This window comes from Nonomuraea guangzhouensis, assembly GCF_019396345.1.
In the GTDB taxonomy this organism is placed as follows: Bacteria; Actinomycetota; Actinomycetes; order Streptosporangiales; family Streptosporangiaceae; genus Nonomuraea; species Nonomuraea guangzhouensis.
In genome coordinates this window covers 119068-132251 of the sequence record NZ_JAHKRM010000022.1, presented here as the reverse complement: position 1 = coordinate 132251, position 13184 = coordinate 119068, and the positions used below count along the sequence as shown (strand labels likewise).

The 13184-nt window shown below is 69.6% G+C and carries 10 protein-coding genes; 7 read left to right on the top strand and 3 right to left on the bottom strand.

All coding sequences use genetic code 11. The annotated features are described in order from the left end of the window. Window positions 1–6 precede the first annotated feature (6 nt). On the top strand, window positions 7–783 hold the full coding sequence (locus tag KME78_RS39000; RefSeq protein WP_308127302.1) for an SDR family NAD(P)-dependent oxidoreductase: 777 nt from the start codon (window positions 7–9) through the stop codon (window positions 781–783). A gap of 1 nt (window position 784) precedes the next feature. On the opposite strand, the gene KME78_RS38995 is transcribed toward KME78_RS39000, so the two are convergent. Continuing rightward, window positions 785–2743: an NAD(P)-binding protein gene (locus KME78_RS38995; protein ID WP_246652837.1), complete on the bottom strand. Its 1959-nt coding sequence runs from the start codon at window positions 2741–2743 to the stop codon at window positions 785–787. A gap of 131 nt (window positions 2744–2874) precedes the next feature. Between KME78_RS38995 and KME78_RS38990 the strand changes: the two genes are divergently transcribed. From KME78_RS38990 to KME78_RS38970, 5 genes are all read left to right on the top strand, one after another. Further along, window positions 2875–3075, top strand: coding sequence for an NfeD C-terminal domain-containing protein (locus tag KME78_RS38990; RefSeq protein WP_214634871.1), 201 nt, complete (start codon window positions 2875–2877; stop codon window positions 3073–3075). Between the two features lie 10 nt (window positions 3076–3085). Next, on the top strand, window positions 3086–4552 hold the full coding sequence (locus KME78_RS38985; protein ID WP_219534487.1) for an SPFH domain-containing protein: 1467 nt from the start codon (window positions 3086–3088) through the stop codon (window positions 4550–4552). A 69-nt stretch (window positions 4553–4621) separates the two neighbouring features. Continuing rightward, window positions 4622–5983 carry a flotillin family protein gene (locus KME78_RS38980; RefSeq protein WP_219534486.1) on the top strand — a complete coding sequence of 454 codons (1362 nt, stop codon included), beginning with the start codon at window positions 4622–4624 and terminating at the stop codon, window positions 5981–5983. Window positions 5984–6100: 117 nt separating this feature from the next. Continuing rightward, the gene (locus tag KME78_RS38975) at window positions 6101–6754 is read left to right on the top strand and encodes a hypothetical protein (RefSeq protein WP_219534485.1); all 654 of its coding nucleotides are present in this window, start codon (window positions 6101–6103) and stop codon (window positions 6752–6754) included. 109 nt (window positions 6755–6863) lie between these two features. After that, window positions 6864–8036: an FAD-dependent monooxygenase gene (locus KME78_RS38970; protein WP_219534484.1), complete on the top strand. Its 1173-nt coding sequence runs from the start codon at window positions 6864–6866 to the stop codon at window positions 8034–8036. 138 nt (window positions 8037–8174) lie between these two features. On the opposite strand, the gene KME78_RS38965 is transcribed toward KME78_RS38970, so the two are convergent. Together KME78_RS38965 and wecB are read right to left on the bottom strand one after the other, a co-directional pair. Then, window positions 8175–10211, bottom strand: coding sequence for a glycosyltransferase family protein (locus KME78_RS38965; protein ID WP_219534483.1), 2037 nt, complete (start codon window positions 10209–10211; stop codon window positions 8175–8177). 67 nt (window positions 10212–10278) lie between these two features. Continuing rightward, a complete protein-coding gene (wecB, locus tag KME78_RS38960; RefSeq protein ID WP_219534482.1) occupies window positions 10279–11409 on the bottom strand; it encodes a non-hydrolyzing UDP-N-acetylglucosamine 2-epimerase in 1131 nt (376 codons plus the stop codon). A gap of 56 nt (window positions 11410–11465) precedes the next feature. On the opposite strand from wecB, the gene KME78_RS38955 reads away from it, so the two are divergent. Beyond that, window positions 11466–13151, top strand: a complete 1686-nt coding sequence (locus tag KME78_RS38955; protein WP_219534481.1) for a glycosyltransferase — start codon at window positions 11466–11468, stop codon at window positions 13149–13151. Window positions 13152–13184 lie beyond the last annotated feature (33 nt).

The window sequence follows — 13184 nt, the reverse complement described above, 5'->3', positions numbered from 1 at the left end:
ATTAGCGTGATTACTGGGGCAAGTGCCGGCATCGGCGCCGCGGCGGCGGGCGAGCTGTCACGACGGGGACACCGGGTGGTGCTCGTCGGCCGGGACGAGTCTCGGCTCAAAGCCGTGGCCGACGGGCTGAGCGGATCCGAAGCCGATGTTTTGACCTGCGATTACACATCGCTTGACGACGTTCGTAGGCTTGCGTCGGTGCTGCGTGAACGTTATGGACGCATTGCCGTGCTGGCCAACAACGCGGGCGTGATGAGTCCGCGGCGCCAGATTACGGTGGACGGTCACGAACTGATGATTCAGGTCAACCATCTGGCCCCCTTTCTGCTGACCCATTCTCTAACAGATCTGGTTGACAGGGTAGTCACCACTTCTTCGCGGGCAGGCAGAAGCGGCCGGATCGATCCGGCCGACCTGTCGCGTGAGCAGCGACGATGGAACGGCTGGCTCCAGTACGGCGATACGAAACAGGCGAATGCCCTGTTCACCGTCGCGCTGGCGGCCCGCGGGGTGGCGGCCACCTGTTTCCATCCGGGTGTGATCCGCAGCGGGTTCGCGGCGGAGACGTGGATCATGCGGATGTTCCTGGCGGTGCCCGGATACGCCAAGCCGCCCGAGTACGGCGCGCGCACGCTGGTGCACCTGGCGACGCACGCCGACGGCGAGAAGCGGGCCGGGCGCTACTTCGCGAAGCAGGCCCCGGAGCGGGTCCCGGACACGATGTCCGACCCCGGCCTGGCGGAGCGGCTCTGGCAGGCCAGCCTCGACACGCTGGATCGGTAACTCAGGTCCGCAGCTCCGCGACGGCCAGATGGGCGGCGGAGATGGCCGCGTCGGCGCGGGCGGCCGGCACGGAGTCGCAGTTGGCGATCGCGATCCTGCCGAAGCGCCGGCGCGCGGTGTCGGCGGGGAACGGGCCGTCGGGATAGAAGGAGTGCCACGGGCGGCAGTACTCCGGGGAGTACCCGTGGCCCCAGCGGTTGACCGTGATCGCCTCGACGTCCGTGGCCGGGTCGAAGCCACCGGGGCCGAGCAGCCGGGCGAGCTGGTCGCGGATGGAGTACTCCAGCCGGCTGTAGGGCGTGCTGAGCAGCTCCTGCCGGCCCACGGCGGCGCCCGGCCCAGGACCCAGCTCCGACTGGCACGGCGCGGCCAGCATGCGCACGCTGATCGGCTCGCCCGGGTCCTTCGGGTGCTGGTAGCCGGGCAGGCCGACCGGGTGGTCGAGCTCCGACAGGCACCAGTAGGCGCCCGTCCAGCGGGTGCGGTCGATGCCGAGGCGCCGCCACGCCTCCCAGCCGCGCAGCTGTACCGCGGCGTCCAGCACCGGCATCTTGACCGCGTCGCGCAGCGCCTGCTTCTGGTTCTCGGGCAGCTCGGGGACGAGGTAGGGGATGACCATGTTCCAGCAGGCCAGGACGACCGCTCCGGCGTGGACCGTGCTGACCCGGTGGCCGTCGAAGTAGCCGACGGTCGCGGTGGTCGCGGTGTCGGGTGAGCCGTTGTTGCGCGCGAAGACGACGGGGCTCGACAGCCGGAAGCGGACCCGGTTCGCGGGCAGGTCGAGCCGGCCGTAGTCGAAGGCGGCGGTGGTGATGCCGTCCATGGTGGTGGAGCCGGCGAAGCCGGGGATCATCCGGCCCAGCATCATGCGGACCAGCGCCTGGTTGCCCTCAGGGAAGTGGTAGACGTTCCGGTCGGCGACCTTCCACTCCTTCTTCAGGCTGGGCGAGCTGAACCGCGACGGCTTGCCGGCGTCCAGCCCCAGACCGCCGAACCCCGGATAGTCGCTGCCCCAGGCGTCGATCGCGCCGAACGCCTGCGTGCCGTATCCCCATGCGACGCTCGGCATGGTCCGGAAGAACAGCTCGACGTCGGGGTGCACCCGGCAGACCCGCAGCAGGAAGTCCGAGTAGGTCACCTCCGCCAGCCGCTCCTCCTTCCGCTCCGGCGACAGCCCGGGGAACCAGTCCGGCGGGTTCTCGTGCAGCATGACGAGGTCCTTCTTGGCCTGCTCGGCGACCGGCAGCCGCTGGACCCACTGCCTGGGCTCCACGCCCGGGGTGAGACGGACGAGATGGTCCGCCCGGAACGTCTCCCGGTCGCACATCACGCTGCGGTGCATCCCGAGGCCGGCGTACAGGTGCTCGTCTAGGTAGCCGCCCAGCTTCTCCAGCTTGACGCCGAGCAGGTCGAGCAGCTCCTTGCCCTCGGGCGTCCACACCGAGGGCAGCCGGATCGAGCGCGAGCCGCCGCAGCCGACCAGCACCCCGTCGCGCCCGGCGGGACGGAACTCGTTGCGCCGCGCGTGCCCGCCGATCTCGTCGTGGTTGTCCAGGATCAGGATGCGGGCCTCCGGGCTCTGCCGGCGCCACTCGAAGGCCGCGCTCACCCCGCTGATGCCCCCGCCGACCACCACCAGGTCGTAGTGCTCGCCCGTGGGCACGGGGGAGCCCGCGTGCTCCCAGAAGCGGCCGTCGCGGAGCGCGTGCGGGACGCTGAGCGCCTCCGGCGTGCCGCCCCGGAGGCCGGTGAGGCTCGCCGGAGAGCCCACGTCCTGGGGGACGAGCAGCGCCTGGGACCCGATGACGGCCGATCCGCCCGGCCGCGGCGCGCCGCAGCCCGCCGATGCGCCCAGGGCCATCGTCCCTGCCACCACGGCGACGCCGTCCAAGAAGTCGCGGCGGGTAATAGGCCGGTTCATCCCGAGGTCACGCGCCGAGTGCGAGTTCATGTCACTCATGCGCTGATCATCACGACTCCGGGTAAAAGCCGCGTCCTCCCGCGCAGTGCTTGGAGAAACATTTTGCGTGACCTATTACCGCGAATGCCTGTTTGGAGTAGCGTCCGAAATATCACGACGGGGGGAGTCCGGTGGTCGGCAAGCAGGGCAGGGTCACAGGCAAGATCGGCCCTGGTCTCGTCGGCGAGGTCATGGTGCCGGTCAGGGGTGGCGTCGAGGCTTTCTACGCTCATCCGACCGTGCCTGATGAGGAGTTCCCCGTCGGAACGATCGTGATCGTGGTGGATTACTTCCCGCCGCGGACGGTCTACGTCGCCCGGGCACTCGTATAGGGAGGCTCCGATGTCCCCCGAGCTCTTCGTCCTCGGCGGTGGCATCCTCGCCGCCGTCATCGTGCTGATTCTGCTCTTCAAGGCCGTCTGGCGGGTCGCCGAGCCCAACGAGGCCCTGATCATCTCCGGTCTGGCCGCGCGCAGGCGCGGCGAGGGCCCTGACAGCCTCGGCTTCAAGATCATTACCGGTAAGGGTACGGCCGTGCTGCCCGGCTTCCAGACGGCCAGGAGGCTGCGCCTGGACACCAGAGCGGCCAATCTCCAGGTCTCCTGTGTCACGCAGCAGGGCATCCCCGTGCACATCCGCGGCGTGGTGATCTACAAGGTGGGCGACGACCTGTCCTCGATCGCCAACGCCGCCCGGCGCTTCCTCGACCAGCAGGACTTCATGACCGGCGCGATCCACGAGCTGTTCACCGGCCACCTGCGCTCGATCATCGGCAACCTGACCGTCGAGGACCTGATCCTCAACAGGGAGCGGCTGACCAGCGAGACCAGGGCGTCGGCCGCCGACGAGATGAGCAAGCTGGGCCTGATCGTCGACTCGCTGCAGATCCAGGAGATCGACGACGAGACCGGCTACATCGTCAACCTGGGCAAGCCGCACGCCGCCAAGGTCGCCTCCGTGGCCCGCATCGCCGAGGCCCAGCGCGACCAGGAGGCCACCGAGGCCGAGCAGGTCGCCGCCGCGCGCAAGGCGGCCGCCGTACGCGAATCCAAGATCCAGCAGGCCGGCTACCAGGCCGAGATCGACCAGGCGGCGGCCAAGGCCAGGCAGGCGGGCCCCCTGTCCGAGGCGACCGCCAGGCAGGAGGTCGTCGTCCAGGAGACGAGGGCCGCCGAGCTGGAGGCGCAACTGTCGGAGCAGCGGCTGCAGTCGCAGGTACGCAAGCCCGCCGACGCCAAGGCCTACGAGACCGTCACGCTCTCCCAGGCCGAGCGCGACGCCCGCATCGCCCAGGCCGAGGCGGAGGCCAAGGAGACCGAGCTGCGCGCCGTCGCGCAGGCCTCCCAGGTCAAGCAGGCCGCCGCGGCGGACGCCGAGTCCGTACGGCTGCGCGGCGAGGCGGCGGGCGCGGCCACCAAGGTCGCCGGAGAGGCCGAGGCCCAGGCCGCCAAGGCACGCGGGCTCGCCCAGGCCGAGGCGGCGAAGGCGCTCGGGCTCGCCGAGGCGGAGGCCGCGCAGGCCAAGGGCCTGGCGGAGGCGAACGCCATCAGCGCGCGGGCGCAGGCGTTGAAGGAGAACCAGGAGGCGGTCATCGCCCAGCAACTCGCCGAGCGCTGGCCCGAGGTGGTCGAGGCGGGCGCCAAGGCGTTCGGCAACGTCGACCACATGGTCGTGCTCAACGGCGCCCAAGGCGTCGAGGAGATGCTCGCCAAGGCGCTCACCCTCGGCGGCACCGGGCTCGGCCTGGCCCGGGCGCTGCTCAACGGCGCGGCCCCGAACGGCTCGGAATCTTCTGGAAAAACCGAATAACCCGGCGTACCATCGCAAAAAGGTGAGCCGGGAAGTCTGGTCGGCAGTGACTTCTTCCTGGGAGTAGCCATGGACTTGATCCCCACCGGCATCGTCGCCGCTCTGGTCCTCGTCGCCATCGTCGCCTTCAAACTGATCTGGCGCGTCGCCGAGCCCAATGAGGCGATCATCATCTCCGGCTTAGGCGCGCGGGGCAGGGAGACACTCGGCTTCAAGATCGTCACGGGTAAGGGCGCGCTGGTCGTCCCCGGGTTCCAGACCGCGCGCCGCATCTCGCTCGACAGCCGGGTCTCCGCGCTCGAAGTCAACTGCGTGACCAAGCAGGGCATCCCCGTACACGTACGCGGGGTCGTCATCTACAAGGTGGGCGACGACTTCGCCTCCATCGCCAACGCGGCGCGGCGCTTCCTCGATCAGCAGAAGACCGTGGACGACAAGACACACCAGCTCTTCTCCGGCCACCTCCGCTCGATCATCGGCAACCTCACGGTCGAGGACCTGATCATCAACCGCGACGCGCTCACCAACGAGATCCGCACCTCCTCCTCCGACGAGATGAGCAAGCTCGGCCTGATCGTCGACTCGATGCAGGTCCAGGAGATCGAGGACGCCACCGGCTACATCATCAACCTCGGCCGCCCGCACGCCGCCGCCGTGTCGGCGCTGGCCAGGACCGCCGAGGCGCAGCGCGACCAGGAGGCCAACGCCGCCGAGCAGGAGGCCCAGATCAAGAAGTCGGCCGCGATCCGTGAGGCCAAGATCCAGCAGGCCGGCTACCAGGCGGAGATGGATCGGGCCGCGGCCAAGGCGAAGCAGGCCGGGCCGCTCGCCGACGCCACCGCGCGCCAGGAGGTCGTGGTCCAGCAGACGACGGCCGCCGAGCTGGAGGCGCAGCTCGCGGAGAAGCGCCTGGAAGGAGAGGTGCGCAGACCGGCCGACGCGCGGGCCTACGAGCAGGTCACGCTCGCCGACGCGGACCGCCGCGCCGCCGTGTCGCGGGCTCAGGCCGAGGCGGAGAGCATCCGGCTGCGCGGAGAGGCCGAGGCAGAGGCGACCAGGCTGCGTGGCATGGCCGAGGCGGACGCGGCGCGGGCCAAGGGCCTGGCGCAGGCCGACGCCATCAAGGCCCGCGCCGAAGCGCTGGCCAGCAACCAGGAGGCGGTCGTCGCCCAGCAGCTCGCCGAGCGCTGGCCCGAGGTGGTCGAGGCGGGCGCCAAGGCGTTCGGCAACGTCGAGCACATGGTGGTGCTCAACGGCGCTCAGGGCGTGGAGGAGATGCTGGCCAAGGCGCTCACGCTCGGCGGCGCCGGTCTGGGCCTGGCCAGGACGCTGCTCAACCGGCCCGCAGCGGAGCAAGCCGTACCCGCGCCACCCACACCCAATGGAGCAAACTCCGAGGTCGTTCGCGAAACCCCTGAATTCCGCGAATAGCGCCGTTACTCAGCTCGTTAGTCCGCACTTCCTCTAGCGTTTTATGGTAAGTCGCTTGAGTGAGGTGGAGAATTCATGCTTAAGGCCTTTTCCATCCTTTGTCTGAGCATGATGGTCATGTCGGGATGTGCCGCCGATGAGGTCGTGGAGGCACCCCCGATGCCGTCCGCGCCCCCGTCGGCCGCTCCGTCCCCGTCCCGGCCCGCGCCCGGCGCGGCCAGGCTCCGGGCCGGCCTGCTGCCCACCCCCAAGGGCATGAGCCTGGCGTACGGGCCGGAGATCGGGGCGTTCGGCTCGCTCAAGTCCACCAAGCAGGGGCTCGACGCCGTTCGCCAGGCCAAGCTCGACCGGCCCGAGTGCGCCGGGGCGGCCCAGCTCGACGCCGCGAGGCCCGAGGTCGGCCGCGCGCCCGCCGCCGTGGTCGCGTTCTCCTCCGACCGGGGCTCGATCACCCAGGCGCTGGTGTCGATGCCCGCGTCCGCCTTCCCCGCGCCGCTGCCCGCGCAGTGCGCCGCCTACGGGGCCGTCGTGCACGGCACCCGGGTGACCTACCGCACGCGCGCGCTGGACATGCCCAGGCGGGGCGACGAGTCGCGCGCCTACCTGACCACCGCGTCGGGCGGCCGCAGGGCCGCGCAGGTCGGCTCGGTGGTCATCCGGCGCGGCAAGGTCATCATGAGCATGCTCGTCGTCGGGCAGCAGGTGGCGCCCGCCGACCTGTTCGAACTCGCCGGCCTGGCCGACCAGAACCTCGCCCGCATCACCCGATGACACCGCCCTGACCGGTCACCAATGGGCCGGTGCGTGAACGGTGCGTGCGCGGTGCGCGCCCTCCCCGAGGCTTCCTGTCATCGGAAGCCGACGACGAGGGAGCACCCCCATGAACAGCAAGAACATCCTGATCTCCGGCGCCAGCCTGGCGGGCCCCGCGCTCGCCTACTGGCTGACCCGCGCCGGCCACCGGGTCACGGTCGTGGAGCGCGCCCCGGCCCTGCGCGAGGGCGGCCAGGCGGTCGACTTCCGCGGCGAGGCCCACATGACCATGCTGAAGCGGATGGGCATCCTGGAGGAGATCCGCCGCTGGCAGACCACCCCCGGCCCCCTGGACATCATCGACGTCACCGGCGCAACAAGGGTGTCCCTGCCCGCCTCGTTCACCGGCGGCGAGGTGGAGATCGCCCGGGGCGACCTGAGCCGCCTGCTGTACAACCTGACCAAGGACCGCGCCGAGTACATCTTCGACGACTCGATCGCCACACTCACCGAGACCGCGGGCGGCGTGGACATCACCCTCGACAGCGGCAGGAAGGGCACCTACGACCTGGTGATCGGCGCCGACGGCCTGCACTCGAACGTCAGACGCCTCGCCTTCGGCCCCGAGGACGACTACGTCAAGTCCTCGGACTACTACGTGGCCCTCTACACCGCGCCGGACCACCCGAGCGTCGCGAACCGTGCCGTCCTCTACAGCGAGCCCGGCCGGGGCGCCCTGGTGGACGCCACCCCGGAAGGTGCCAACGTCGTCTGCGTCTTCGCCTCCAAGCCACTGACCTACCACTACAGGGACGTCGCCCGTCAGAAGCAGTGCGTGGCGAACGCCTTCGCAGGAATGGGCTGGGAGATGCCGACTCTCCTGAAGGCACTCGACGAGTCGAGCACTTTCTATTTCGACTCGATCAGCATGGTCCACATGGACCACTTCACCAAGGGCCGAGTGGCCCTGGTGGGAGACGCCGGCTACGGCGCCACGATGGGCGGCATGGGCGCGGGCATGTCGCTGATCGCCTCCTACGTCCTGGCCGGCGAACTGGCCACGAACGCCGACCACGAAGCGGCCTTCGCCGCGTATGAGACGGCCATCCGCCCCTACGCCAAAGCCTGCCAACGCGTGGCCGGCAACGCAGGCAGCTTCTTCGCCCCGAAGACAAGCAGAGGAATCACCCTCCGCGACGCTGCCCACAAGATCCTTACAACGAAGGCGTTCATCGGCCTGCTGAACAACATGACGACGAAGGCAGCGAACGCCATCAAGCTGAAGGACTACCCAGTCTGACGGAGAGCGGCGACAACTCCACCGGCCAAGAAGACGCACGTCACGGCGGGAAACCCGCTCCACCGGAGAAGCGTGCCCCTGGACAGGCCCCAGCCCCGTACGGCGGGTGGGGCCCACCGGGCCGGCCGTAAAAGAAGATCAAATAAGCACGTGAGCGTCCGGACGGCCGACAAAAGAAAACTGCGCATTGCGAGTTAGCTTGATGTGGTCGGCTTGCCAGGTGTGCATGGCGGCGTCGGCGCTGCGCCAGTAGACGAAGTTGAACCGGTCCGCCGAGTAGATCTTGACGCTGTCCTCCTTCAGCCTGCGGACCAGGTGCGTGTCCTCGCCTCGGGTGATGTCCGCGAAGCCGTACGACCGGAACATGTCCGCCTTGCCGAGGAACGTCCCGCCCTGCACGAGGAAGGAGTAGCGGTGCTCCAGCCCCGGCAGCCGCAGCATGGTGGTGTTGAGGCCCTCGAAGTAGGAGTAGTGGGCGCCCTTGCCGACGAGTTCCGCGTCGGTGTAGTCGAACGACCTGACCAGGTCCGACAGGTAGTGCTCGCCGTACAGGTTGTCGTCGTCCATCTTGGCGATCAGGTCGCCGTCGGCGGCGGAGATGCCCAGGTTCATGCAGGCGCCCAGCGACAGTTCGGCCGAGGCGGGCAGCACGACGACGTCGGAGATGCCCGCCATGCGGGCCTTGTCGGCCACCACCACCGGGTCGATGTCCAGGCCGTGCAGGACCATGACGAGCTGCAGCGGCCGGTGGATCTGCTTGGCCACCGAGGAGATCGCGTGCTCGATCTGCGCCGCCCGGTTGGTCGGCAGCACCACGGAGATCGACCGGGGCCGCGCCGTGACAGGCTGCCCGAGGAACTGGAGTATCTGGTCCACCCGGTGCGTGAACAGGTGCTTGTCGAACACCTCGCGCATCGCCAGGTGCCCCATCCGGGCCCGCAGCTCCGGGCTGTTGATCAGGTGCAGCACCTGGTTGTACGACTCGACCGGCTCGCGGGCGATCGGCAGCAGTTCGCCGAACGTCTCCTCGATCGCCCGGGACCAGCCCGAGACGACCGGCGTCGAGCAGGCCGACAGCTCGAACACGCGGCGCGCGCACATCGTGGGCGAGTCGAGCACCGAGTTGACGTTGAGGAAGACCTTGTACATGCGGTAGGCCGCGAGCATCTGGTCATAGGGCAGCTCGCCCACGATGTGCGGACGGTACTTCTCCGGCCAGGCGTACTTCTCGTCGACCTCGCCGTTGCGGGCGAAGATGTGCAGGCCCAGCTCGCGGATCGGGTCGACGACCGTCTCCATCTGCTCACGGCGTTCGGGATGCTTGTCGCGGAAGTACATGCCGGCGAAGACGACGTCGTGCAGGCGGCCCTGCCGCTGCTGGATCGGGTTGTGCACGCGCGGCTGGGCGGCGAACTGGAGCACGTCCACCCGATCGTGGCCCAGAGTTTCACGATATTTCGGCAGCATGTCACCGTCGCAGGTGAACACGTAGTCGAACAGCCGGGCCGTGTCGATGAAGAACTCGAAGTTCGGCGGGTCCTCCTTGTTCCAGAAGACCGTCGGGATCCCTTCGGCCTTGCACCACGCCACGAGATCGCGCAGCGGGTCCTTGGGGGCGTTCGTCCCGGTCATCTGGTAGCGCCAGCGGCCCTGGTTCCCATGCCAGGCCGACTCGCAGAACAGCAGGTCAGGCCGCTTCTCCGCGAAGATCGCCGGCCAGTCCTTGAGCCCGAACTCGATCTGGTCCCACTCGTACCTGAACGCCATCCTCGAGAAGTCGTCCAGGATGACGGCCACCTTGAGGTCGGGCCGGTTCACCGGCCCGGTCGGCCACTTCACCGTCGGCACCTCGACCAGCGGCGGCCGGTGGTTGGCCGCCGCGACGGCCAAGGTGACCGGGATCGGTGCCTTGGGTGCCCGGTCCTTGGACCTGACCGCCTCCAGCACCTTGCCCGGGCTCTTCGAACCCAGCGCCTCGCCCAGTTTGAAGGTGCGCTTGGCCTGGGTGGCCTCCAGCTTCCAGTTGGCGTAGGCGGCCTTGGCCTCAGCTATCTCCAGCCTGCGGCGCAGCTCCCTGACCTCCGCCTCGTAGCGCTCGATGAGCTTGCGCTCCTCGGGCAGCCAGTTCACCGGACCGAGTCGCTGGTACGTGGGCTCTTCGGGGGTTTCGGCCATGGAGATACGCCTTATCGCTTAGCGGAGGTATGTCATGGTACGGCGGAGACCGTACGGAATGAGGGGCTTATTCGGAACGCACACCCTGTGCGGCCGGCGACAGGTTGTCCCCCTTGAGCCAGGCCGAGATGACGCGGGCGATGCGCGGCCCGGCGGCGCCGTCCCACAGCGGCGGCAGCTCGCCCGACGGCGTCGCGGCCCCGTCGGACAGGGCCTTCCCGGCGGCGGCCGGCAGCAGGGCCGGGGTGACGAGGCGGTTCGTGCCGTGGGTGATCGTGATCGGCCGCTCGGTGTTGGGCCGGACCGTCAGGCACGGCACGCCCAGCATCGTCGTCTCCTCCTGCACGCCGCCCGAGTCGGTGACCACCAGCGCGGCCCCCCGGACGAGCGAGAGGAAGTCCACGTAGCCCAGCGGCTCGATGACCTTGACCGAGGGGCCGTCGACCAGGCCCGCCTCGGCCAGCCGGGTGCGTCCCCTGGGGTGGATCGGCACCACGATCGGGATCTGGCGGGCGACGTCCAGCACGGCCGAGACCAGCTCCTTGGCGGCCTCTGGGGTGTCCACGTTCGCCGGGCGGTGCAGGGTCGCCACGGCATAACGAGCCGGTATGTCCAGCCGCGCCACCACGGGCGCCGGGTCCAGTGCGGGCAGCGCGGAGAAGAGGCTGTCGATCATGGGGTTGCCCACCAGGTGCACCTTGCCGGCGGGCACGCCCTCGGCCGCCAGATGCGACAGCGCGTCGGGCGAGGTGGCGAAGAGCAGGTCCGACAGGGAGTCGGTGACGATCCTGTTGACCTCCTCCGGCATGCCCCGGTCGAACGAGCGCAGGCCCGCCTCGACGTGCGCGGTGGGGATCCCCAGCTTGGCGCAGACCAGGATCGCGGCCAGCGTGGAGTTCACGTCGCCGTAGACCACCACCAGGTCGGGATCGTGCTCGAGGACGACCTCCTCCAGACCGACGAGGAGCGCCGCGGTCTGCTTCGCGTGACTGCCCGAGCCGACCCCGAGATTGGCCACCGGCTCCGGGAGCCCCAGATCGGCGAAGAACACGTCGGACATCAGCGCGTCGTAGTGCTGACCGGTGTGAATGATGCCCTGCCGCACGCCGAGTTCACCGAGTGCTCGCACCACCGGGGCCGCTTTCACGAAGTTGGGACGGGCGCCCAGAACGTGCAGGACCAGGGGGTTCTCCCTCATTGACCTCGCCTTTCATAGCGGAAGGGAAAAAACGCTGCCTATGGTACGGTCACCGCGTGGCATCCGACGCCAGTCGTGAAGACTCTCCCAGACCTAACGGCAAGGTATCCGCCAAGTCCGCTCGTGCCGGTGTCGGCGGCCTTCTCAAGGGCTTCGTACAGCATCCGATCATCGTCTCCCGCGTCGTCATGACGAAGGTGAAGGCCGATCCGGTGCGCGTCGCGCAGGCGGCGGCCGAGTCCCTCCCGCCGGCGCTCCGCCCTGTCGTGGGCAAGGTCGCCTGGCCGGTCGCCCGCCGGGCCAGGCGCGCGGTCCGCAAGTTCAGCATGCGGGTGCTCAAGGGGCCGTGGAACGAGGCCAAGGAGCACTGGGACCAGGGCCGGATCACCGAGGCCGCGGCCGTGCTCGAAGCGCACACCAAATACCCCTTCGTCAAGCGCAGGGCCGCCTACTACCGGGGTGAGCTGGCCGCGATCAGCCCTGACCCGATCCCGCCTGGCCCCAAGGTGGCCGTCGTGGACCGGGTGGCCGGGCGGGTCCTGCACTGCGTCACCAACGCCCTGCCGTACACGCAGGCCGGCTACACGGTCCGTACGCACCGCATCGTCACGGCGCAGCAGGCCAAGGGCCTCGATCCGCACGTGGTGACCAGCTGGGGCTGGCCGATGCTGCAGGGGCACGCCGACGCGGCGCCGTTCGAGGAGCTCGAGGGTATCCCCTACCACCGGCTGCTGCCCGACGGGCACGGTGAGATGCCGTTCGAGACCCAGGGGCGGATCATCAGGGGCGCCGAGGGGGTCACCAAGCTCGTCAAGGAGCTCCGGCCCCAGGTCCTGCACGCCGCCACCGACCACCGCAACGGCTCCATCGCGCACGCCGTACGCGACCGGACGGGCACGCCGTTCGTCTACGAGGTCCGCGGCTTCCTGGAGGAGACCTGGGCCTCCCGCGACCCCGGCCGGATCGGCAGCCAGCGGCACGTGCTCCAGCGCGAGCGCGAGGCGTTCCTGATGCGCGAGGCCGACGCGGTCGTCACGCTGGCCGAGACCATGGCCACGGAGATCGTCGAGCGGGGCGTGCCCAGGGAGCGGATCTTCCTGGCACCCAACGCGGTCGACGACTCGCTGCTCACGGCCTCCTACGACGGCGAGACGTTCAGGTCGGCGATGGGCATCGCGAGGGACGAGATCGTCGTCGGCTCGGTGTCCAGCATCGTGGGCTACGAGGGGTTCGCGACGCTGCTGCGGGCCGCGGCGCTGCTGCGCGACGAGGGCTCGCCGGTGCGGGTGCTCATCGTGGGCGACGGTACCGAGCGTCCGGCCCTGCTGGAGTTGGTCGAGGAGCTGGGGCTGACGAACGCGCTCCTGCCGGGACGGGTGGGCCCCGACGAGGCCCTGCAGGCTCAGGCGGCCATCGACATCTTCTCCTGCCCGCGCGAGGACCTGCGGGTGACCAGGCTCGTCACGCCGCTGAAGCCCGTCGAGGCGATGGCGCTCGGCAAGCCGGTCGTGCTCAGCGACCTGCCCGCGCTGTCCGAGCTGGTCGGTTCTGACGGCGCCGGGATGCTGGTGCCGCCGGGCGATCCGGCCGCGCTGGCCAAGGCGCTCGCCGGCCTCAGGGAGGACCCGGCCAGGCGTGCGGCGATGGGTGAGGCGGGCCGGGCCGAGGTGGCCGCCAAGCGTACTTGGGGTCGCGTTGCCGAAACCTACCAGGCTCTTTACCGTTCCATTGCCGAATCATGACCTTGGAATTGGCTGTCTGTTCTGACGGGTTCG

What these genes read in the sequence shown, in the direction of transcription:
- KME78_RS38995 (WP_246652837.1), bottom strand. Translation starts at nt 2,743, where the DNA reads ATGAGTGACATGAACTCGCACTCGGCGCGTGACCTCGGGATGAACCGG.
- KME78_RS38985 (WP_219534487.1), top strand. Translation starts at nt 3,086, where the DNA reads ATGTCCCCCGAGCTCTTCGTCCTCGGCGGTGGCATCCTCGCCGCCGTC.
- KME78_RS38980 (WP_219534486.1), top strand. Translation starts at nt 4,622, where the DNA reads ATGGACTTGATCCCCACCGGCATCGTCGCCGCTCTGGTCCTCGTCGCC.
- KME78_RS38975 (WP_219534485.1), top strand. Translation starts at nt 6,101, where the DNA reads ATGTCGGGATGTGCCGCCGATGAGGTCGTGGAGGCACCCCCGATGCCG.
- KME78_RS38970 (WP_219534484.1), top strand. Translation starts at nt 6,864, where the DNA reads ATGAACAGCAAGAACATCCTGATCTCCGGCGCCAGCCTGGCGGGCCCC.
- KME78_RS38965 (WP_219534483.1), bottom strand. Translation starts at nt 10,211, where the DNA reads ATGGCCGAAACCCCCGAAGAGCCCACGTACCAGCGACTCGGTCCGGTG.
- wecB (WP_219534482.1), bottom strand. Translation starts at nt 11,409, where the DNA reads ATGAGGGAGAACCCCCTGGTCCTGCACGTTCTGGGCGCCCGTCCCAAC.